Source organism: Paratractidigestivibacter faecalis (genome assembly GCF_003416765.1).
Taxonomy (GTDB): Bacteria; Actinomycetota; Coriobacteriia; order Coriobacteriales; family Atopobiaceae; genus Paratractidigestivibacter; species Paratractidigestivibacter faecalis.
Map to the genome: position 1 here is coordinate 1,903,698 of NZ_QSNG01000001.1, position 21,782 is coordinate 1,925,479.

Genomic DNA, 21,782 nt, shown 5'->3' on the forward strand with positions numbered 1-21,782 from the left:
ATCATGGTCTGGCTATGCCTGTTTTTGGCATCAGCCCGTAATTCAACAAAGGTTGCGTGAACAGCCGATGCGGGGAGAAGAGCCCCGAGAGAGGACGACGCGTGGCAAAGAAGAACAGCTACGACGGCAGCGAGATCAAGATCCTCGAGGGTCTTGAGGCCGTTCGCAAGCGCCCGGGCATGTACATCGGCTCGACGAGCGCCAGCGGACTGCACCACCTGGTGTACGAGATCGTGGACAACGCCGTTGACGAGGCCCTTGCCGGCTTCTGCAACAAGATCCAGGTGACCATCCACGCCGACAACTCCATCACCGTCGTAGACAACGGCCGCGGCATCCCCGTGGACAAGCACCCCATCAAGAAGATTCCGACCCTTGAGGTCGTCCTGACCATCCTGCATGCGGGCGGCAAGTTCGACAACGCCGCCTACAAGGTCTCCGGCGGCCTGCACGGCGTGGGCAGCTCCGTCGTCAACGCCCTCTCCAAGCGCCTCGTGGTGCAGGTCAAGCGCGACGGCAACATCTACGAGATGGAGTTTGCCCGCGGCAAGACCGTCAAGAAGATGACCGTGGTGGGCAAGTCCCAGGCCACGGGCACCACCATCACCTTCTGGCCCGACGACGAGATCTTCGAGACCACGGTCTACAGCTTTGACACGCTGCACGACCGCCTGCAGGAGATGGCCTTCCTCAACCGCGACCTCAAGATCGTGCTCACCGACGAGCGTGAGCTCACCCCGCGCGTGGAGGAGTTCTGCTACTCCGGCGGCATCATCGACTTCGTGAAGTTCCTGAACGAGGGCAAGGAGGTTGCCGACGGCCTCAAGCGCCCCATCTACCTGGAGGGCAAGAACGAGGCGGACAACCCCGCCAAGCGCGGTGAGGTCGAGGTGGCCATCCAGTGGAACACCTCCTACTCCGAGAACGTCATGAGCTTTGCCAACAACATCTACACCCCCGAGGGCGGCATGCACCTCGAGGGCTTCCGCACGGCGCTCACCCGCGTGGTCAACGACTACGCCCGCAAGCAGAACATCCTCAAGGAGAAGGACGCCAACCTCACCGGCGACGACATCCGCGAGGGCCTGACGGCCATTGTCTCCGTCAAGCTGGGAGACCCGCAGTTCGAGGGCCAGACAAAGGCCAAGCTGGGCAGCTCCTTCATGCGCCCGCTGGTCATGAAGGTGGTCTCCGACGGCCTTGCCGAGTACCTCGAGGAGCACCCCAAGCAGGGCCGCACCATCGTCAACAAGGCCATGCAGGCCTCCAAGGCCCGCACCGCCGCCCGCAAGGCCCGCGAGGCCACGCGCCGCAAGTCCCTCCTGGAGACCGCGCACCTTCCCGGCAAGCTGGCGGACTGCTCCGTCCGAGACGCAGAGCTCACCGAGCTCTTCATCGTGGAGGGCGACTCGGCAGGCGGCTCGGCCAAGGACGGCCGTCGCCGAGACATCCAGGCAATTCTCCCCTTGCGCGGCAAGATCTTGAACGTGGAGCGCGTGGGTGACCACCGCGCCTTCTCGAGCGACACCATCCAGGCGCTCATCACCGCCATCGGCACCGGCGTGACCAACGCGTCCGGCGACGGCGGGGACTTCGACATCTCCAAGGCGCGCTACCACAAGATCATCATCATGACCGATGCAGACGTCGACGGCGCGCACATCCGCATCCTGCTGCTGACGTTCTTCTACAAGTACATGCGCCCGCTCATCGACGCCGGCTACGTCTACGCCGCCTGCCCGCCCATCTTTGGCATCAAGGTGCGCAAGAAGATCTACTACGTCTACCCCAACGGCAAGGAGCCGGAGGAGGACATCCTGCGCCGCAAGATCCGCGAGCTGGGCTTTGACTACGACAACGACGAGGAGGTGGAGGACTCCACCAACGGCAAGGTCAAGAAGAAGAAGCGCCCGTACACCGTCCAACGCTACAAGGGCCTTGGCGAGATGGACCCCAAGCAGCTGGCCTCCACCACCATGGACCCGCGCACCCGCATCCTGCAACGCGTGACCATCGAGGACGCCTCTGCCGCCGAGCGAGCCGTGCGCGAGCTCATGGGCAACCAGGTGGAGTACCGCCGCGAGTACATCGAGCGCCACGCCCACGACGCGCGCTTCCTTGACGCGTAGGTGATGCCCGGGCCCCGCGCCATCGCATCGTTCAGGCGAGAGGGACACGTCCTTCTCGCCAGCAGAAACGCCACCTAGAGAAAGGCCTTACGTGGCAGACGACAACATCAACAACGGCAGCTCCGACGAGCAGCTTCCCGAGGACCTGAGGCGCCTTCTGGACCGCGCCCAGGCCGACGACTCCGGCGAGGACGTCTACGACCCCGACGCCGAGGGCGAGGACGCGGACGACGATGACGACGACGGCGAGCTCGAGGAGGAGTTCGGCGACGGCGGACGCGGCGAGGCCACCGGCGAGACCGACGAGCACGGCGGCACCCTGCAGATCTCCGAGTTCGGCCACGAGATGCGCCAGTCGTTCATCGAGTACTCCATGTCCGTCATCACGGCGCGCGCCCTCCCGGACGTGCGCGACGGTCTGAAGCCCGTCCACAGGCGCATCCTGTACGCCATGAACGAGTCCGGCATCTTCCCCAACCGCCCGCACAAGAAGAGTGCGTGGACGGTCGGCGAGGTCATCGGCAAGTACCACCCGCACGGTGACTACGCTGTCTACGAGGCCATGGTCCGCCTGGCCCAGTGGTTCTCCGTGAGGACGCCCCTGGTCGACGGCCACGGCAACTTCGGCAACATCGACGGCGACGGCGCCGCCGCAATGCGTTACACCGAGTCCCGCCTGGCCAAGCCCGCCATGGAGCTGCTGCGCGACCTGCAGAAGGACACCGTGGACTGGCAGCCCAACTACGACGAGTCCCTCCAGGAGCCGCAGGTCCTGCCCGCGCGCTTCCCCAACCTGCTGGTCAACGGCTCGTCGGGCATCGCCGTCGGCATGGCCACCAACATTCCGCCGCACAACCTGGGCGAGGCCGTCGAGGCCACCTGCATGCTCATCGACAATCCCGACGCCACCGTCGACGAGCTCATGACCGTCATGCCCGGTCCGGACTTCCCGACCGGCGCCGTCATCATGGGCACCGACGGCATCCGCGAGGCCTACGAGACCGGCCGCGGCTCCATCACCGTGCGTGCCAAGGCCCACGTGGAGACCACCAAGACCGGCCGCAGCCGCCTGGTGTTCACCGAGATTCCGTATCAGGTCAACAAGGGCGCCCTGCAGGAGAAGATTGCCCAGCTGGTCAACGAGAAGCGCATCGAGGGCGTCTCCGACATGCGCGACGAGTCAAACCAGAAGGGCATCCGCCTGGTCATCGAGCTCAAGAAGGACATCATCCCGCAGGTCGTGCTCAACAACCTGTACAAGTTCACGCAGCTCCAGACCACCTTTGGCGTCAACAACCTGGCGCTTGTCCACGGCGTGCCCAAGTGCCTCTCCCTGCGCGAGATCCTGCAGAACTACATCGAGCACCAGGTCGAGGTCGTCACCCGTCGCACCCGCTTTGACCTCAAGAAGGCCCAGGCCCGCGCGCACATCCTCGAGGGCTACCTCATGGCCCTCGACAACATCGACGAGGTCATCCACATCATCCGCTCCAGCCGCACCGACGCCGAGGCCTCCCAGCGCCTCATTGAGCGCTTCGGCTTCTCCGTGGAGCAGACCACGGCCATCCTCGAGATGCGCCTGCGCCGCCTGACCGGCCTCTCCCGCGACCAGATCGAGGAGGAGCTGGCGGGCCTGCGCCGCGCCATCGCCTACTACGAGGACCTTCTCGCCAACCCCGAGAAGATCCTGGCGGTCATCAAGGACGAGATGCGCGAGATCAGCCGCAAGTTCTCCGACAAGCGCCGCACCGAGATCTCCACCGAGGGCACCAAGGAGCTCAACGTGGAGGACCTCATCGCCGACGAGGACATGGTGGTCACGGTCACCCACGCCGGCTACGTCAAGCGCACGCCGGTTGCCACCTATCGCAGCCAGAAACGCGGCGGCAAGGGCGTCCAGGGCGTCAACCTCAAGGACGAGGACTTCGTGGAGGAGCTCTTTGTTGCCTCCACCCACGACTACGTGCTGTTCTTCTCCAACAAGGGCAAGGTCTACCGCCTGAAGGTCCACGAGCTGCCCATCGGGGCCCGCACCGCCCGCGGCAGCGCCATCGTGAACCTCGTGCCGTTTGCCGATGGCGAGAAGATCGCCGCCGTCATCACGTGCCGCTCCTTCCCCGAGGACGAGTACCTGATGTTTGCGACCACGTCCGGCACCGTGAAGAAGACCTCCATGAGCGCCTACGACCGCACCCGCCGCGACGGCATCATCGCCATCAAGCTGCGCGCCGACGACGAGCTGGTCAACGTCCGCCGCGTCAAGGAGGGCGAGAAGGTCATGCTCGTCTCCACTGACGGCAAGGCCATCATGTTCCCCGAGAGCGACGTGCGCCCGATGGGCCGCGACACCTCCGGCGTCCGCGGCATCACCCTCAAGGGCGACGCCAAGATGCTGGGCATGGAGATCACCAACGGCAACGGTGACCTCTTCGTCATCACCGAGAAGGGCTACGGCAAGCGCACGCCGGTCTCCGAGTACCCGGAGCACAAGCGCGGCGGCCAGGGCGTCTACACCATCACGATGACGGTGAAGAAGGGCAACCTGGTTGCGTGCCGCATCGTGGGCCCGCAGCACGAGCTGATGATCATGTCCAACGAGGGCGTCATCATCCGCGTGAAGGTCAAGGACATCAGCCGCCTTGGTCGCTCCACGCAGGGCGTGAAGATCATGAACATGGCGGACAAGGACAGCGTGTCCACCATCGCCCGCATGGCGGTCCGCACGAAGAAGGCCGCCAAGGCCGATGGCGGTCAGGGCGCTCTTGACCTGGCCTCCGCCGGCGCCGCCGATGCTGACGAGGAAGAGCCCGTCGACCTTGGCGACGGCGAGGAGCTGTCCGAGGACCTTCTCGACGGCGACGACGAGTAGCGCAAGAGACGCGGCGCCTCAAGCAAGGAGGCCCTCCCAGCCGGGAGGGCCTCCTCTTTGCGTGACTGACGTTAGGGTTGACAAAGGGACAGTCCCTTTGTCAACTCATGAAAAAAGGAACAGCCTCTATTACTCACTGGCCGTCTGCGTTGCCGTCGGTGGGGACGTTGAAGTCCTCGGGGGAGAGGCTCTCGACGAACTGGTGGAACTCGGCCAGCTCGGCCTCCCGCTCGTCCTTCTCCACCGCGGCAAAGTCCGGGAGCGCGGCGGTGGTGAGGACGGACTCCTCGGCATAGACCGGGGCGCCCGTGCGCACGGCCAGGGCGATGGCGTCGGAGGGGCGGGCGTCCAGGTACTCGTGGCTGCCGTCTGCGGCGACAAGCTCCACCTGGGCGTAGAACGTGGTGCCGCTGACCGACGTCACGCGGACGCTGGCGACCTTTCCGCCGAGCGCCACCACGGCGTTGACCAGAAGGTCGTGCGTCATGGGCCTGCCGCCCTCGGGGCGCTCGACGCCCATGCTGATGGCCGAGGCCTCGACCGTTCCGATGCGAATGGGCAGCTTGATGGCGCCCTCGCCGGTCTTGCGCTCCTGCGGGCAGAGGACCACCAGGGAGGCGACGGGGCCTCCTCCGATGACGACCGACTTTATGTCCATCCTTCTGAGTGACAAGAAAACCTCCTGAAGCGTCTGTTGCGGTGGTAATCCTACCCGCAAACGGGGACGGGGTTAAGGGAATTTGGCCCGCCGAAAAGTTTTCTCAAAAAGTTGTTGACGAAGGTAGGGGCGGCGCGTAATATTACTTCTCGCGTTGGGCCTGTAGCTCAGTTGGTCAGAGCGTCCGGCTGATAACCGGGAGGTCACAAGTTCGAACCTTGTCAGGCCCACCAACTTTTTCTGACAATAGTCGCCCCAGTGTTAGCCGAGTCGCCGCTGGGGCGATTATTATGTAAGTCAGAGAAAGAACTTGGGGACATAGCTCAGCTGGGAGAGCGCGGGCTTTGCAAGCCTGAGGTCGTGGGTTCGAACCCCATTGTCTCCACCAAGACAGCACAGCCGCCGGGGTTATCCTTGGCGGCTTTTTTTCAACCTCCCCCCCCCTTCACGTCTCTTCTGCCCACCGCCGTGAGGTATAACGACAAATGTCCGTGAGACGCGGGTATGTCGTAGTGACACTGTCGGTTTGGCTCCGCCCTCGTTTTGCGATACCCAATCAGTGTTGGGACAACTGTCGCTTTTTTGTTGTCCCCCCACCCCAAAAAATACGGGGGACGAAAAGGGGAGAGGAGGTCCAGGATGAGCGAGGCTAGCAAGTCCCATCGTGCCGACTGTCCCCATGCCGCATCCTGGCCCCTCTTGATTGAGACGGCGGCGTTCGCACTCTACTTCTTCACCTGGAAGCTCTGTATGGCCGTGACGCTTGCCCGTGTGCCTCGTTTGGCGAAGGTTGGCGTCCTTGGCTCTGCATATGCGCTTCTGCTGGCTTTCACGGGCCTTGGCTATGTCCTGTTCTGGGTTGCCCGCTCCTATCTGCCTAGCCCAAAAGAGAGGAAGAGCTTGGCGGCAGTCGTCCTTGCGTTCTGCTTCGGCGGCTCTATCGTGATGATGACCACCCAACGCATCGAGATTCTTCTCGCTGCGAGTTGCGTGACGGTTCTTGCGCTCGGCTACACCGGCGGAGGCATTCACTACGGATTTAGCCTGGTGTCTTATGGCAGCGAATTCTCCGGCAGGGCCCTCGGAATTGGGATGGGTGCGTCTTCTCTGCTTCAATATGTTGTCGAGGCGATGGGACTGACACCCGTTGCGTTTGTCATCTGTGTGGTCCTGAGTTTGTTCACCATCATGTGGTTGGCAACGCGCCCCGCCAAGAGGTGGCGGCGCGATCAGGACTCCGCCGCGAAGCAGGCTCCCACCGTGGGGAGGCGCCCTATCACCATCCTCGTGATTGCCGCGGTTGCCATGACCCTCGACTATGGTCTTCTCGATAGCGTTCTCGTCTGGAAGTATGCGAGTGGCAAGATCGTCACTGCGGGTCTGTCTAAGATCATCAATGCGCTGTCCCTCCCGCTTGTGGGCGCGCTCTTTGACCTAAAGAAGGGTAATCTCAGATCCCTCATCACGGTGTGCGCGATGTTTCTCATCGCTGTGGCAACGCCCGCTGCCGCGGAGGACGAGTGGGCGGGTGTGGCCACCGTCATGGCGGGGGTCTACGGTGCCTTCTACGTCATGTATCTCAGTGCGACCTTCATGAGAATCGCGCCGGATACGTCGCGCCCGGAGGTCATCGCGAGCGTGGGTAGAGTCGTCAGCTGCCTCATGGGTGCCGTTGGTGCGTTGTTCGCGCGGCCTTTCTTCGAGTCGTGCGGCGTGGTGGCGACGGTGGGCGTGTCGTGTCTGCTCTCGATCATCTGCCTTCTGGTCCTTCTTCGCGACATTGCCTGGGGCGTCGTGAAGGGCCTGGGGGGGGAGGGTGGCGCGGCGTTTGGCGGTGACCTTCCGCAGCCTTCCGGCCCGTCACGCGTGGAGGCCCTCGATACCTATATTGAGAAGCTCGGCCTTACCGCCCGAGAGGCGCAAGTGTGCGGCTTCCTCCTCTCCACAGACCTTGGCGTTCAGGAGATAGCCGATGAGCTTTTTATCTCTCGGCGCGTCGCCCAGCGACACATCGCTTCCATCTACGAGAAGGCGGGAGTGACCACACGCATTGGCCTCTATCGCGATTTTGATGCCTGGTTTGACGAGGGTGCCAACTAATCTACCTGGGGGTATCTCAAGTTGGCACATGTGTGACCTATCAGTTTTGCTTCAGTTCCCGGACGATAAGCTAGGTTAGCTGGCTTTCGCTTGAGGAGGTCACCATGAAGCGTCTAAGGCTCTTGTTGTTGTTCGTTGTACTTCTCGCATTAGCTCCGACGACGACCCTTGCCGCGACGGTGGGTGCCACGACGTTGGCAGATCCCTCCTCCGCGTCGACATGGCGCGACTGGGGTCTTGAAAACTCGACGGAGAACGTCGGCCGCATTTGGACTGACAAGACCGTCTCCGACGGCGACATCGTGCTCACGGGCGCGGGTGGCGAGAAGATCATCCCCAAAGAAAAGGGCTCTGACTTCCTTACGGCCTTCAGTGCTATCTCCTCGACGTCCAACCTGCGCGAGACTGCGACCGAGCCGCTGGACATCGTGCTGGTGCTGGATGCTTCCGGCTCCATGGATGACCCGATGGGGCGTACCGATAGTACCAAGCGCATCGACGCACTCAAGGCCGCTGCTAACTCTTTCATTGACGAGATCGCGGCGAGAAACGCGGGCATCTCCGAGGCGGACCAGCGCCACTCCGTCGCCGTGGTCAAGTTCTCAGGCGACAAGACGGACCGCGTGGGAAACGACAAATATCGAGACGGGGGGTACACCTACAACTATAGCCAGGTCATGCAGAACCTGACCGTGGTGGACACCAATGGTGCCTCCAACCTCAAGGCCAAGGTTAACGCCATCAGCCCTGCCGGCGCAACGCGTTCCGACTACGGTCTGCAGCTCGCGCAGACCCAGCTCGAGGCCCCCGGCCGCGCCGGTGCACGCAAGGTGGTCGTGTTCTTCACTGACGGTGAGCCAAATTCGTACAGCGGATTTGACGATGACGTTGCGAGTAGTGCGATAGCAACTGCTAAAGCAATCAAAGATGCCGGTGGCACGGTCTATACCATCGGTATTTTTAGCGGTGCGAACGCTACTGCAGATCCAACCGCAAATGGAACCAGCAGTGAGAATAAGTTTATGCAGGCCGTTTCCAGTAACTACCCCAATGCGACCTATGCGTATTCCTGGGGTGGTTACAGCTGGAACCTCGGTACTCACGTCGACGGCGCTGCCTTCTACAAGACGGCGACCAACGCCGATGAGCTGAAGAAGGTCTTTGACGGCATTTCCAAGGAGATCTCCGACGCAGCAGGCTACCCCACCGACGTGACGGACGGCCTCGAGCACGCTTCCGGCTACGTCACCTTCACCGACCAGCTTGGCGACTACATGCAGGTAGATGACTTCAACTGCATCGTCTTTGCCAACCAGGTCTTTAAGGCCAAGACAAAGACCACGTCCGGCAACACGGACACCCACGTGTTTAGCGGCACTGCGGGCACCGTCCTGTATCCTGCGGGTGACCTCTCCAGCATCGTCATTGAGGTCCGCCGCTCCGGCGAGGGTGACGTTCGCACTGGCGATCACGTGACCATCAAGGTTCCTGCGGCCCTCATCCCGCTGCGTGCCTTCAACGTCAACGCTGACGACAACACGGGCTCCGTGAGCCTGACCTTCCCCATCCGCGTCTTCTTTGGCTCAAGTCTGAAGCCGCAGGCGGCGGCCCTTCTCGCCAATCCAGACGCGCAGATGGCCGACTACATGAAGACGCACAGGGACGAGTCCGGAAACGTGTTCTTCCTGGTCAGCGCATGGTCTGGCAAGGCCAATGGCGACGCCGCGGCAACCTTCACCCCGGCGGAGGAGAACAGCTACTACTACATCACCCGCGACACGCCCATCTACGAGGATGAGGCTCTGACCCAGCCGGCGGCGTATCCGCTGGTAAAAGGCAAGACCTACTACTATGAGCGCACGTTCTGGAACATCAGCGGCACCTCCGCCTCCCAGGGCAGCCACATCGTGAGCTTTGACTCAAGTGCCGTGGAGAGCATCGACGGCTACATCAGCGACACGGGTGACGGCCATGCGCAGCTCTCCCAGGGAACGCGCCGCATGACCTACATCAACGAGCTCCACACCGACAAGGACTCAAACGACACCGGCACCGCCACGAGCTTCATCAACCCCAAGTGGTCTGGTAACCAGGTCTTCGTCTGGCTGGGCAACAACGGCAAGCTCAGCCTGCCCGAGCCCGGCTCCCTTGAGGTCTCCAAGACCATCGTGGTTCCCGAGGGCTTTGACGCGGCAGTCTACGCCAACCAGGATTTCGACTTCACCGTGAGCATTCCCGAGGCTAAGGACAAGACCGTGACCGGCACCGTGACCGACGCCTCCGGCCGGGTCACGGGCGATGCGAACTTCTCGATTGCCTTTGATGCCAACGGCACGTACACGCACAAGCTCAAGGGTGGCCAGAAGCTCACCATCACCGGCCTTTCAGCCGGTTGGAAGTACGAGGTCACCGAGGCCTCGCTCTCTGGTTGGACCGCTTCCTCCGAGGGTGCTTCCGGAGCCATCACAGTTGGCGAGAAGAGCGCGGCTGCGTTCACTAACACCTACGGGGCCACCGGAACGCTTTTCGGCGGCACCTCCCTTAACGGCGAGAAGACCTTGACCGGCCGTGACTGGACCATGCAGGACAAGTTCGTCTTCGTACTCACGGGTATCGACGGTGCTCCCATGCCCGAGAACTCCGTGGACGGTAAGTTTGCGCTTGGGCTGACTCAGTCCGAGGGAACCACCGAGAGTACCGCCGTTGGTTTCAACTTCGGCGACATCACCTATACCAAGCCAGGTACCTACGTCTACAACATCGTCGAGGCGCGCGCGGGCGATGGCTACGACGTGAGCATCCTGCCCGGCATGTCCGTCAGCCAGGCTCTCTACCGCGTGACCGTCACCGTGACCGATGAGGCTCACGACGGCACGCTCAAGGTCGAGTCCACCATGCTGCGCCTCAAGGACGATACCGGTGCCACGCTCGCCGATGGCGCGGGCGTGAAGACTGACCGTGCCGCCTTCACCAACGTCTTCGACGTCAAGGAGGCCGAGTGGGACCTCCGCGGCACCAAGAACTATGAGGACAAGACGGGTTCCCACCCGCTGAGCTCCGGAATGTTCCAATTTGAGCTCACAGCCAAGACCGAGGGTGCTCCCATGCCTGCCAATACTGTGGGCGACAAGGCCACGGCCAACGTTGACGCCACCGGCCGTTTTGCCTTCGAGCAGGTCACGTTTGACGAGAATGACGTCAATGCTGACAAGACGCCCAAGTCCTACGAGTATGAGCTTCGCGAGGTCAACAGCGGCGTCAACGGCATGACCTACGACGGCACCGTCTGGCACATCACCGTGACCGCGAGCTTGAACGAGGCGGGCGAGGTCGTCTTCAGCGTCCAGAACACCCGTGAGGGGCAGACGGCCGTTCCCGGCGAGACCATCTCTTTCTCCAACACCTATGAGGCCACGCCTGCCACGGTTCAGAGCTTCATCCACGGCACCAAGACCCTCAAGGGCCGCGATTCCCTTGACGGCGAGAAGTTCGCGTTCTCGTTGACACAGACTTCAGGCCCCGAGGGCGGCTGCGCGGGCTTCTCGCGTGAGGTTGAGGTTGGGGACCTTGCGGACTCTGAGGCCAAGTCTTTCAACTTTGGTACCGCCACGTTCACCAAGGCTGGCACCTACGTCTTTGAGGTCCGCGAGGTCGCGCCCGACCAGCCTGCTGGCGGCATGACCTATGACGGGCACGTCTACACCGTGACCGTGAAGATTGCGGACCAGGGCGGGCAGCTCTACGTCCAGTCCACCACCTACTCCGACGAGGCCGCCCGTGACGTCGAGGCTGCGACCTTCATCAACACCTACAGGCCGGCCGACACCGACTATGCGGGCATCACGGTCAGCAAGACCCTCATCGGCCGCACCATGCGCGAGCGCGAGTTCAAGTTCACCATCACGGGCGAGGACGAGCAGTCCCAGGCACTTCTCGCCAGCTCTGACCGCGCGTTTGCCAATGACGGACAGCGCGCGTCCGGCGAGAAGAACGCAATGACCAAGCTCTCCGGCCTGCACTTCGACCGCAGCGACGTGGGCACGTACCGCTTCAAGGTTGCCGAGGTTGTGCCCACCGTCGACGCCAAGCTTCCCGGCGTGACCTATGACGCAGTCGAGCACGAGGTCATTATTACCGTTGAGGACGCCCTTGACGGAACCCTGCACGTGACCACCACCGTTGACGGTGCCCCCGGCAACGAGGTTGCGTTCCAAAACACCTACCAGGCTACTCCCGGTAGCTTTGACACCGCAAACTTTGGCCTGGCAAAGGTACTCGAGGGTCGTGACTGGGCTTCGACCGACGCCTTCACGTTCAAGCTTGTTGGCCTCTCCGGCGCTCCCATGCCCGCAAACTCGCAGGTCACCGTTAAGGCCGCTGATGCCAGCTCTGGCCACGCCCCGTTCGACTTTGGTGAGATCATCTACACCGCCGCGGGCACCTATGACTACGAGGTCCACGAGGTCAACGCGGGCCAGACCATCGCCGGCGTTGGGTACACCACCAACGTCGCCCACTTCCGTGTGACGGTCACCGACTCCACGGCAACGGGCCAGCTCGTGGCCTCTTCTCGCCTGGTATCTGGCTCTGCGGCCTTCGTGAACAGGTACAGCGCGGAGCTTGACTACAACGCCATGGGTGGCCTGACCATCACCAAGGCGCTTGAGGGCACGTCTGCCGCGGCCGACAGGTTTGGCTTCACCATCTCCACCAAGGGTGATGACGTGCTAGGCATCGCCGGCACCTACAGCTCTTCCGAGATTGCCGATGGCGGTACCGTGACCATTGCCGCCACCAGCGGAGAGATCGTCTTCACGCAGAACGACGCGGGAAAGACCTGGAAATACACCGTCACTGAGAAAGAGCCCGATCCAGGCTATTCCTGCGACTGCTCCACGTGGAACGTTTCCGTGAGCGTGGCCAATGACGTCGAGAACGGCAGGCTGCTTGTGACCACGACCGTCTCTGGCGAGGGTGGCACCCGCAGCTGGACGTATGCCTCTGACGGCGAGGCCGCGGCCCCCGGTGCCACGGTGGCGTTTGTGAACCGCTATGCCGCCACGGGCACCACTGCGGAGATCGTGGGTACAAAGACCCTTAACGGCCGCCTGATGAGCGCCCGTGAATTTGAGTTCCAGCTAGTTGATGAGGCTGGGGACGTTGTGGCCACTGCCCGCAACGACGAGTCCGGAAGCGTCAACTTCGGCCGTCTGAGCTATACGGCGCCCGGCACGTACACCTATACGGCCCGCGAGGTCACCGATGGCCTGAAGGCGGAGGGCGTCACGCCCGTGACCAGCAGCTTTACCGTCACGGTCACCGTGACCGACCACGACAACGGAACCCTTACCTGCGACGTCGACTATCCCGAGGGCGGGCTGGCATTTGAGAACTCCTATGGCACCGGCGATGCCGAGATTGAGGTCTCCGGCACTAAGGTCCTTGAGGGCCGTGACCTGCGCGATGGCGAGTTCGGCTTCACCATCACGGGCGAGTATGGCGCCCCCATGCCCGAGCGCACCGAGGTGACCAACGCCAACGGCGGCTTCTCCTTTGGCAAGATCACGTTCACTCTTGATAACGTCTTTGGCGGCGTCGTGATTCAGGACGCCGACGGGGAAGCCGGACAAAGCGGCGAGGTGCCGTCCGACGAGAAGCCAGTGGCCGACTCCGAGTCCGAGGCGGGTCCGCGTGTCGAGGCCCCATCCTCCGCGACTGGCGAGAAGGACGCGGAGCTTGAACCTGCTGCGCCCGAGACCGAGCCTGTGAGTGACCCCAGTGACTCTCCCGCTCCTGCCGAGGAGCCTCAGCAGGACGAGCTTCTCACCCAGGACGAGGTCGCTGACCTGGGTACCCCTGTCGTAGAGGAGGTCTCCGCCCTTGACGCCGAGGCTGCGTCGACCCCTGACGCCACCGACGTCGCGACGGTCAACGCCGCCCGCAGGCAGACGTTCCGCCGCAACCTTTTCCACATTGCGAGCGAGGTCGTGGAGCCGCTGGCAGGCACTTCTCGCCAGAGGACCTTCCACTACGTCGTGACCGAGACCGGCTCCGCCACTGGCGTGACCAACGACTTGCGCAACACCCGTGACATCTACATCACGGTCACGGATGACGGCCACGGCAAGCTGACGGCCGAGTTCACCGACGCCGATGGAGCGCCCCTCACCGCCGGCCAGCCCGACCTGACGTTCACCAACGTCTACAAGCCTGCGCCCACGCCCTCCAGCGTTACCGATCAGGTGAGCGTCTCCAAGGTCCTGACCGGCCGCAGCATGGTCGCTGGGGAGTTCTGCTTTGAGATGCTCGAGGACGGCAAAGTGGTGGCCACTGGCACCAACGCTGCCGACGGAACCGTGGCGCTGAGTCCCATCACCTACGACGTGCCCGGTACCCACAGCTATGAGATTCGCGAGGTCAACGCTGGTAAGACCATCGATGGCGTGCGCTACTCTGGTACGACGTACCACGTCAACACCACGGTCTCTGACACGGGCGACGGCGCGCTTGCCGTGAAGCATGAGCTGGTGGAGGAGGGCCCGGCAACCTTCACCAACGCCTATGAGACGACTCCCGCCGACGTGACCATCACGGCCCACAAGGAGCTTCTGGGCGCGACCCTGACAGACGGGCAGTTTGCGTTCCAGCTCACGGGCATGGGCTCTGACCTGCGCGCCACCAACGACGCCCAGGGCAACGTGGCGTTCCCGCACCTGCTCCTTACCGAGCCGGGAACCTACACCTACGAGCTGTGCGAGCTCAATGACGGGCAGGAGGGTGTGACCTACGACGAGCGCGTCTTTGCCCTGACGGTCACGGTTGTGGATGACGGCTTTGGCCACCTCAGCGCGACGGTGACCACGGATGCCCCCGAAGGCTCCCTTGCCTTCGAGAACACCTACACCCCGCCGACCGTGCCCGAAGAGCCCAAGGAGCCCGAGGGCCCCAAGGCCCCCGAACAGCCCAGGGTGCCCAGCAAGCCGGCCAGTCCCAAGCCGACCCGCGCCATCCCCAAGGCTGGGGACGTGCTCTTTGACTCCGCCGCGGCGGCCGCGCTCGCGCTTGGGGCGGTTGTCCTTCTCGCCGGCGGCCTGGTGATTCGTCGCAGGAGGTAGGCAGCGGTCAGAGTTGCGGGTGAACGTGGACGGTTTTCTCACTGAGAGGGACCACAATCACCTGCAACCCAAACGCAACCCGAACTTGCGGGTGGTTGTGGTCGCTTTCGGCCGTCTGGCCGTCCACAACCACCCGCAACGTCTTGACTCGCGGCGCGCGGCCCAAATGTGGGTATACCTCGCAAATTGGGGACGTGTTCAAACTTGCGCAAAAACGAACACGTCCCCAATTTGAGGACGAGAGGAGAAGAGGTTGCCTGCGCTGCTGCCTGTGATCTACCTGACTTTTGTGAGTCTGGGCTTGCCCGACTCGGCCCTGGGCGCCGCGTGGCCGTCCATGTATGGTGGGCTTGGGGCCGGCGTCTCTTGGGTCGGCCTGGTCTCGGCCATCATCTGCCTGGGGACCATCGCCTCAAGCGTGGCGTCGGTCTCCGTGGTGAGGAGGCTGGGCACGGGCAAGACCTCGGCCGTCTCCGTGGTCATGACCGCGGCGGGCCTCATGGGCTTCTCGCTGTGCACGGAGTTCTGGCAGCTCTGCCTGTGGGCAGTGCCTTACGGTCTCGGCGCCGGTGCCATCGATGCCGCGCTCAACAGCTACGTTGCCATTCATTACGCCTCTCGTCACATGAGCTGGCTGCACTGCATGTGGGGCGTCGGCGCCAGTGCCGGTCCCATGATCGTCGCTCGCTGCCTGGTTGGCTCCACGTGGAACGTCGGCTTCAGGGTCCTGGGCGTGATCCAGCTGGTCATTGCCGCGGTGGTCACTGCCTCCCTACCGTTTTGGAACCGTGTCGGCGAGAAGGTCGGCGAGAAGTTCGCTGGTCGCGCTGCCTCTGACGAGGACGTTAGGCCCTCGGACGCCTCCCGTCGCGAGCTGCTGCGCGTTCCTGGCGTCCGTGAGTGTCTGATCTGCTTCTTCTGCTACTGTGCCTTTGAGAGCACCTGTGGTGCCTGGGCTGCGAGCTACTGCACCCTCGCGCGTGGCGTCTCCGCAGGCGACGCGGCCGCCTGGGCATCCTTGTTCTACGTGGGTATCACCGCCGGACGCGCCGTTTCGGGCTTTCTGACGATGCGCCTCAATGACGGTCAACTCATCCGCCTGGGCCAGGTGCTCATCGCCGTGGGCCTGGCCCTGCTGCTGGCTCCGCTTCCCAACGCGGCTGCCATGGTGGGGCTCGTGGTCTGCGGCCTGGGCTGCGCACCCATCTACCCGAGCATCATCCATTCCACGCCCGAGAACTTCGGCGCCTCCAACGCGCTGGCGCTCACGGGCCTCCAGATGGCGTTTGCCTACGTGGGCTCCCTGGTGATGTCACCCCTCTTCGGCGTGCTAGCCGAGGGCGTCTCTCCCGCGATCTACCCCTTCTACCTGGCCGCACTTCTCGCCGTCATGGCACTCATGGCCGAGGCCGTGAACCGCGCCTGCCGCCGCGCGTGACAATTGCCCCGTCCCCGCCGCCATGCCGCGGGTATGATGTGACGCATAAGACCGATGACCGAGGGGTGCGCATGACTGCTGATTCCAACGGCGCCGAGCTTCGCGAGGGCGTCTCCGCAAAGACCGACGAGCTTGCCAGCCAGCTTCTGGGCAAGGCGCTGGACGTCCTGGCCGTTGGCGAGGAGCTTGACGTGCTCTTGGCCGTCCAGGACGCGTCTGGCGCCGTTGCCAGCTACGAGTTTGCCGATGACGGTCCCGAGGAGTGCCTCGAGGGCGCCCACAAGCGCGTGGGCGAGCTGGCTCGCGACCACGGTGACCCCCGCGCCCACCTGGGCGAGCCCCTGCGCTACGCCCTTGCCTACCGTGGCGCCATCGCAGACGAGAAGGGCGCCTACCAGGACGCCGTCCTGCTGGAGTTTGGCGAGCGCGGCTGGCGCAGCTACTCTGCGTTCTCGCTGGTTGAGGTCACCGGCGATGAGGATACCTTTGGCTGGACGGAGCCCCAGCCCGCAGGAGAGCTTGACCCGCTGCTGTAGAACACGTGACAGCACCGCCTGGCACGCCCTTCTCGCCGTTCGCGCTGTATAATTCTCCAGTTGCCGAAAACTGAGGCAGAGACCAAGCGAGAGGGACATATGCGCCAGGAGAACATCAGGAACATCGCAATCATTGCGCACGTCGACCACGGCAAGACCACGCTCGTGGACCAGCTGTTGAAGGCCACTGATGCCTTCCGTGCAAACCAGCAGGTCGAGGAGCGCGTGCTTGACTCCAACGACCAGGAGCGCGAGCGAGGCATCACCATCCTGGCCAAGAACATCTCCATCGAGTACAAGGACGTCAAGATCAACGTCATTGACACTCCGGGCCACGCTGACTTTGGCGGCGAGGTCGAGCGCGTCCTGCGCATGGCCGATGGCGCCCTGCTGCTGTGCGATGCCGCCGAGGGCCCCATGCCCCAGACCCGCTTCGTGCTCTCCCACGCCATTGCTGCCGGCCTGGCCGTCATGATCGTTGTCAACAAGATTGACAAGCCCGGCGCCGACCCTGAGAAGGCCTACAACGACTGCCTCGACCTCATGGCCGACCTCGGCGCTACCGACGAGCAGCTCGAGTTTGCCATGGAGCACGTCATCTACGCCTCCGCGGTCAACGGCTTTGCCCGACTGGACCCCGAGGACGGCAACATGGACATGTTCCCCATGCTCGACATGATCGTGGACGACATGCCTGCCCCCGACGTGGACCCCGACGGCCCCCTCGCCATGCAGTGCGTCACCATCGACCACTCCGACTACGTGGGCCGCATCGGCATCGGCCGCGTCTACTCCGGCACCATCCACGACGGCGACAAGATCCTCGTCGTGAAGAACGACGGCTCCCGCGCCATGAGCCAGGTCAAGCAGCTCTTCACCTTTGACTACCTGGGCCGCAAGGAGTGCACCGAGGCCGTCGCCGGCGACATCGCCGCCGTCGTGGGCATTGACTCCACCGACATCGGCGACGTCTACACCGACCCCGAGAACCCCGTCGAGCTCGAGCCCATCGAGATCGACCCGCCGACTCTTTCCATCATCTTCGAGGCTTCCACGTCCCCGCTCGTGGGCCGCGAGGGCGACATCGTCGGCGGCCGCCAGCTCAAGGAGCGCCTGTTCCAGGAGCGCGAGAACAACGTCACCATGCGCATCGAGGAGCTGCCCGACAAGACCGGCATCGAGGTTTCCGGCCGCGGCATCCTGCACCTCTCCGTCCTGATGGAGACCATGCGCCGCGAGGGCTTTGAGTTCCAGGTCGGCCGCCCGCGCGTCCTGTTCAAGAAGGGCGACGACGGCAAGATGATGGAGCCCGTCGAGCAGGCCGTCGTCGAGTGCCCCGGCGAGTACTCCGGCAAGGTCATCGAGGTCTTCGGCAACGCCGGCGGCACCATGGTCAGCATGGACGCGGGCACCACGCAGACCCACCTCGAGTTCAAGATCCCCACGCGCGGCATCATGGGCCTCAAGAACCGCATCTTGAACGTCACCCACGGCGACGCCGTCTTCTATCACACCTTCCTGGAGTACGGCCCTTACGCCGGCGAGATTGGCGTCCGCCAGAATGGCGCCATGATCTCCATGAGCACCGAGAAGGCCGTGGCCTACGCCCTGGGCACCCTGCAGGACCGCGGCCAGCTCTTCGTGGGTCCTGGCGACGAGTGCTACGAGGGCATGCTCGTCGGCGAGCGCTCCAAGCCCGGCGACATGGTGGTCAACATCGCCCGCACCAAGAGCCTGGGCAACCAGCGCTCCTCCACCGCCGACATCGCCGTGCAGCTCACCCCGCCGCGCACCTTCACCCTCGAGGAGGCGCTGGAGTACATCATGGACGACGAGCTCGTGGAGATCACGCCGCAGTCCATCCGCATGCGCAAGCGCATCCTCAACGAGACCGACCGCCGCAAGTGGGCGGTTCGCAATGGCAAGGTGAACAAGTAGGCGAGAAGTGCTTGTCGGTGGGGTGGCCGCATAGATAGGTTGCCTGCTCAGACATACTCGGAGGCCCGGTCGACTTTCAGTCGGCCGGGCCTTCTGCGGAACTCGCATTCAACTAAATGTTTTTGGGGCGGCGACGAGCCATGGCTCGCGGGATGCCTATTTGTCTTTGCGGCGTTGGTGGGTGCGGGTGACGTGGGCGGTTCTCGCCAGGCGCTTGAGCTGGGGGACCAGGTTGACGTCGGCGGGGGTGGTGGCGCCCACGGAGAGGGACCAGCGGCGCAGGCCCACGGTGACGGCCATGAGCAGGATGGCGGCCAGGTACTTGTTTGCCCCCAGGAACATGACCAGCACGTAGTAGACGGCGCTGCCGGCAACGGCGCAGACGGCGTAGAAGTTGCTTGGCTTGAAGATCCCGGGCACGTCTCCCAGGAAGACGTCTCTCAGCATGCCGCCGCCTACGCCGGTCAGCGTGCCCATGAGCACGGCCGATATGGGGAGAAGCCCATGGACGATGGCCTTGTCAGTGCCGCCGAGGGCAAAGAGTGCCACGGAGATGATGTCCACCCACTCGATGAGGTTGGGAATGCGCGCGAAGGGCCCGGGGAAGAGGAACGCCACCAGGCCGATGAGCACCGCGGCGGGAATGGCGTAGGGATTGTCGAGCATGTAGACGCCGCCGGACTGCATGGCCATGTCGCGGATGAGGCCGCCGCCCAGGCCGCAGAGCATGGAGAGCCCAATGAAGCCGATGGGGTCGAGCCTGCGCTCGCGGGCCACGAGCGCGCCGGTCAGGCCGCCGACGGCGACGGATGCGAGGTCAAGCCACGCGGGAAGCGACACGGCGACGTTGGGGCTGAGGTATTCAAAGAAGTCTGGCACGGGTTTCTCCACAAGGGGCGTGGCGGTTGATGCCCGTCCATTGTGAACCATCGCCGTCCCAAAAAAGAAAAAAGATGGCGGATTGGCGCTTTACAAAGGCAAACGGTTTCTAGTAGACTAGCTAACGCACCAGACATGGAGAGTTGTCCGAGTGGCCGAAGGAGCACGATTGGAAATCGTGTATACGCCTAAAGCGTATCCTGGGTTCAAATCCCAGACTCTCCGCCAGTAAATTCTCGGGCGCCCAAGGGCGCCCGTTTTGCTAACTGGAGGGATGGCAGAGCGGCTGAATGCGGCGGTCTCGAAAACCGTTTAGCTCCTCTGGAGCTACGAGGGTTCAAATCCCTCTCCCTCCGCCAGAATGACCGACCGGTCCGCACATGCGGGCCGGTTTTTTGTTGCCTGGGGAGTTGCGCCCCGGAGCACAAAGATGCCACCATGGACCTGTTTGGGTATCAACCTGGTAACCGCATCCATGACATGCCGCCCGTGCCCTGTGCGACGAGAGGAGAAGCAATGGCAACGTCTGACCTTGCCACTAGCGGTGGCTTTGAGAGGGGCAGGTACTTCTCGCGTGCCTGGTCCCTGCTTACGCGCGAGAAGGGCTGGTGGAAGCCCGTGGCCGTCTGTGCGGCGGCCGACCTCGTGCCCGTGGCCGGACCGCTGGGCGTGCTTGGCTACAAGCTTGAGTGGGCGCGCCTTGTTGCTTGGGGCGCCGACGTGAGCCCCAAGCGCCATGGCGTCCGCGTGGGCAGCTGCATCTCGAGCGGCTGGCGCGGCTTTCTGGTCCTGCTGGTCTGGAGCCTGGTCATGGGCGTCATCGGCGGCGTCTGCGGCGCGCTGCCCCTGATTGGCGGCCTGTTGAGCACGCTGTGGACCATCTGCTGCCTCTACCTGGGCATGGTCGTCTCTGTGGCGACGCTGCGCGCAACCATCTACCAGAAGGCCGGCGCGGGCTTCTCTTGGAAGAACCTCGTGGAGCTCGGTCGTCGCGACCCGAGCGGCCTGCTTAGCATCCTGGGCTGGGAGATGCTGTGCTACCTGGTGATTGCCCTTGTCAGCGGGATAGTCCTGTCCGTCACCGCGCTCGGTGCCATGCCGCGCATCATCTCGCTGACGAGTGAGCTTGGCTACTACAACAGCGGCCTCTCCCCCTACGGCGACCTCGAGTACTACGTCACCCAGCTCGCCATGGAGCTGTTCTTCTATGTCATCGCCGCCTTTGGGCCCACGTTGATCGTCCTCGGCCTCATTGCCCTGGTCCTTCGCAACGGGATCAGCATGGTGGTCTATGCCGCCCTAGGTCTTTGGATTCGCCAGTTTGACGTTGCCAACTGGGGCCGCAGCGAGGAGCCCCTGCCGAGCACGGCGTTTGCCGGCGAGAAGGTCACGGATGCAGCGCCGCCCGTGGCACCTGCGACAGTGGCGGACGCTCCTGCCGAGGCGCCCGTGCGGCCGACGGAGCCCGCGGCGCCGGTGGCGGAGCCTGAGCCGGCGGCGGTGGAGCCCACGCCGGTGGCAGTGGAGCCTGAGCCCGTGGCGGCTCCCGCGGAGCCCGAGGAGCCCGTGGCGCCCGAGCCCGAATATGCGCCTGACGGCTCCGAGGTCATTGGGGTGGAGCCCATCGCCAAGGCTGCTTCCGAGCAGAACGAACCCGCTGGTGAGGGACCTGCCGACGAGGAATCTGACGCGCCCGCGCAAGAATAGACACGCACTTCTCGAGTGATGATGGGGGACGGCCTGTGGCAACGCGGACCGTCCTTTTTTTTTGCGACAAAACCGCAGGATTCCGGCATGCGGTCCTGCCCAGTTGTGGCGGATGCGTGGATAATCTCGATCCCGAAAACGTGGTGCAAGCTAGCTGCAAGCGCCTCTTCATGGAGAGACACGATTTGCGGTACGCGTGCGGTAAGCTGCGGGAAAGCTAGCTGTCCGTTGCCTCTGCTACGCTCTGCCGCAAAGAAACGAGACTGCGTGGGACAGGATGACGCGGGCGTTTGGTAGGCAAAACGTGGATTTGCAAGGTGCCTGGCAAATCCTGTGCTAACATCTACCGCCGAACCTTTCCTGCTTCGGGTGCACCTTCACTTCCCGAAGCCATTAGCCCAGAGGAGGTGACC

10 protein-coding genes and 4 tRNA genes are annotated in these 21,782 nt (G+C 63.6%); 12 read left to right on the forward strand and 2 right to left on the reverse strand.

The genetic code is table 11. The features are described from left to right. Positions 1–101: 101 nt before the first annotated feature. Together gyrB and gyrA are read left to right on the forward strand one after the other, a co-directional pair. Complete coding sequence (gyrB, locus tag DXV50_RS08565) at positions 102–2,129, forward strand: DNA topoisomerase (ATP-hydrolyzing) subunit B (protein ID WP_117205791.1); 2,028 nt, start codon at positions 102–104, stop codon at positions 2,127–2,129. Positions 2,130–2,220: 91 nt separating this feature from the next. Further along, a complete protein-coding gene (gene gyrA, locus DXV50_RS08570) occupies positions 2,221–4,998 on the forward strand; it encodes a DNA gyrase subunit A (RefSeq protein WP_117205792.1) in 2,778 nt (925 codons plus the stop codon). Positions 4,999–5,131: 133 nt separating this feature from the next. Here the strand turns inward: gyrA and DXV50_RS08575 are convergent, their stop codons facing one another. Continuing rightward, positions 5,132–5,671, reverse strand: coding sequence for a bifunctional nuclease family protein (locus DXV50_RS08575; RefSeq protein ID WP_117205793.1), 540 nt, complete (start codon positions 5,669–5,671; stop codon positions 5,132–5,134). Between the two features lie 141 nt (positions 5,672–5,812). Here DXV50_RS08575 and DXV50_RS08580 point away from each other — a divergent pair. From DXV50_RS08580 to typA, 7 genes are all read left to right on the forward strand, one after another. Then, a tRNA-Ile gene (locus DXV50_RS08580) sits at positions 5,813–5,889 on the forward strand. 79 nt (positions 5,890–5,968) lie between these two features. After that, positions 5,969–6,044 (forward strand) — tRNA-Ala (locus DXV50_RS08585). A 251-nt stretch (positions 6,045–6,295) separates the two neighbouring features. Next, a complete protein-coding gene (locus DXV50_RS08590; RefSeq protein WP_117205794.1) occupies positions 6,296–7,756 on the forward strand; it encodes a helix-turn-helix transcriptional regulator in 1,461 nt (486 codons plus the stop codon). A gap of 104 nt (positions 7,757–7,860) precedes the next feature. Continuing rightward, positions 7,861–14,871, forward strand: coding sequence for a Spy0128 family protein (locus DXV50_RS08595; RefSeq protein WP_117205795.1), 7,011 nt, complete (start codon positions 7,861–7,863; stop codon positions 14,869–14,871). Between the two features lie 253 nt (positions 14,872–15,124). Beyond that, a complete protein-coding gene (locus DXV50_RS08600) occupies positions 15,125–16,309 on the forward strand; it encodes an MFS transporter (protein WP_232817497.1) in 1,185 nt (394 codons plus the stop codon). A 71-nt stretch (positions 16,310–16,380) separates the two neighbouring features. Further along, positions 16,381–16,845 carry a hypothetical protein gene (locus tag DXV50_RS08605; protein WP_117205796.1) on the forward strand — a complete coding sequence of 155 codons (465 nt, stop codon included), beginning with the start codon at positions 16,381–16,383 and terminating at the stop codon, positions 16,843–16,845. Between the two features lie 99 nt (positions 16,846–16,944). After that, positions 16,945–18,783 carry a translational GTPase TypA gene (gene typA, locus DXV50_RS08610; protein ID WP_117205797.1) on the forward strand — a complete coding sequence of 613 codons (1,839 nt, stop codon included), beginning with the start codon at positions 16,945–16,947 and terminating at the stop codon, positions 18,781–18,783. Positions 18,784–18,939: 156 nt separating this feature from the next. Here the strand turns inward: typA and DXV50_RS08615 are convergent, their stop codons facing one another. After that, a complete protein-coding gene (locus tag DXV50_RS08615) occupies positions 18,940–19,662 on the reverse strand; it encodes a trimeric intracellular cation channel family protein (protein WP_232817498.1) in 723 nt (240 codons plus the stop codon). Positions 19,663–19,799: 137 nt separating this feature from the next. Here DXV50_RS08615 and DXV50_RS08620 point away from each other — a divergent pair. The 3 genes from DXV50_RS08620 to DXV50_RS08630 all read left to right on the forward strand — a co-directional run bounded on the left by DXV50_RS08620 (position 19,800) and on the right by DXV50_RS08630 (position 21,369). Continuing rightward, positions 19,800–19,890, forward strand: a tRNA-Ser gene (locus tag DXV50_RS08620). Positions 19,891–19,930: 40 nt separating this feature from the next. Then, positions 19,931–20,021: transfer RNA gene (locus DXV50_RS08625), tRNA-Ser, on the forward strand. A 157-nt stretch (positions 20,022–20,178) separates the two neighbouring features. After that, positions 20,179–21,369: a DUF4013 domain-containing protein gene (locus tag DXV50_RS08630; protein WP_160118133.1), complete on the forward strand. Its 1,191-nt coding sequence runs from the start codon at positions 20,179–20,181 to the stop codon at positions 21,367–21,369. Positions 21,370–21,782 lie beyond the last annotated feature (413 nt).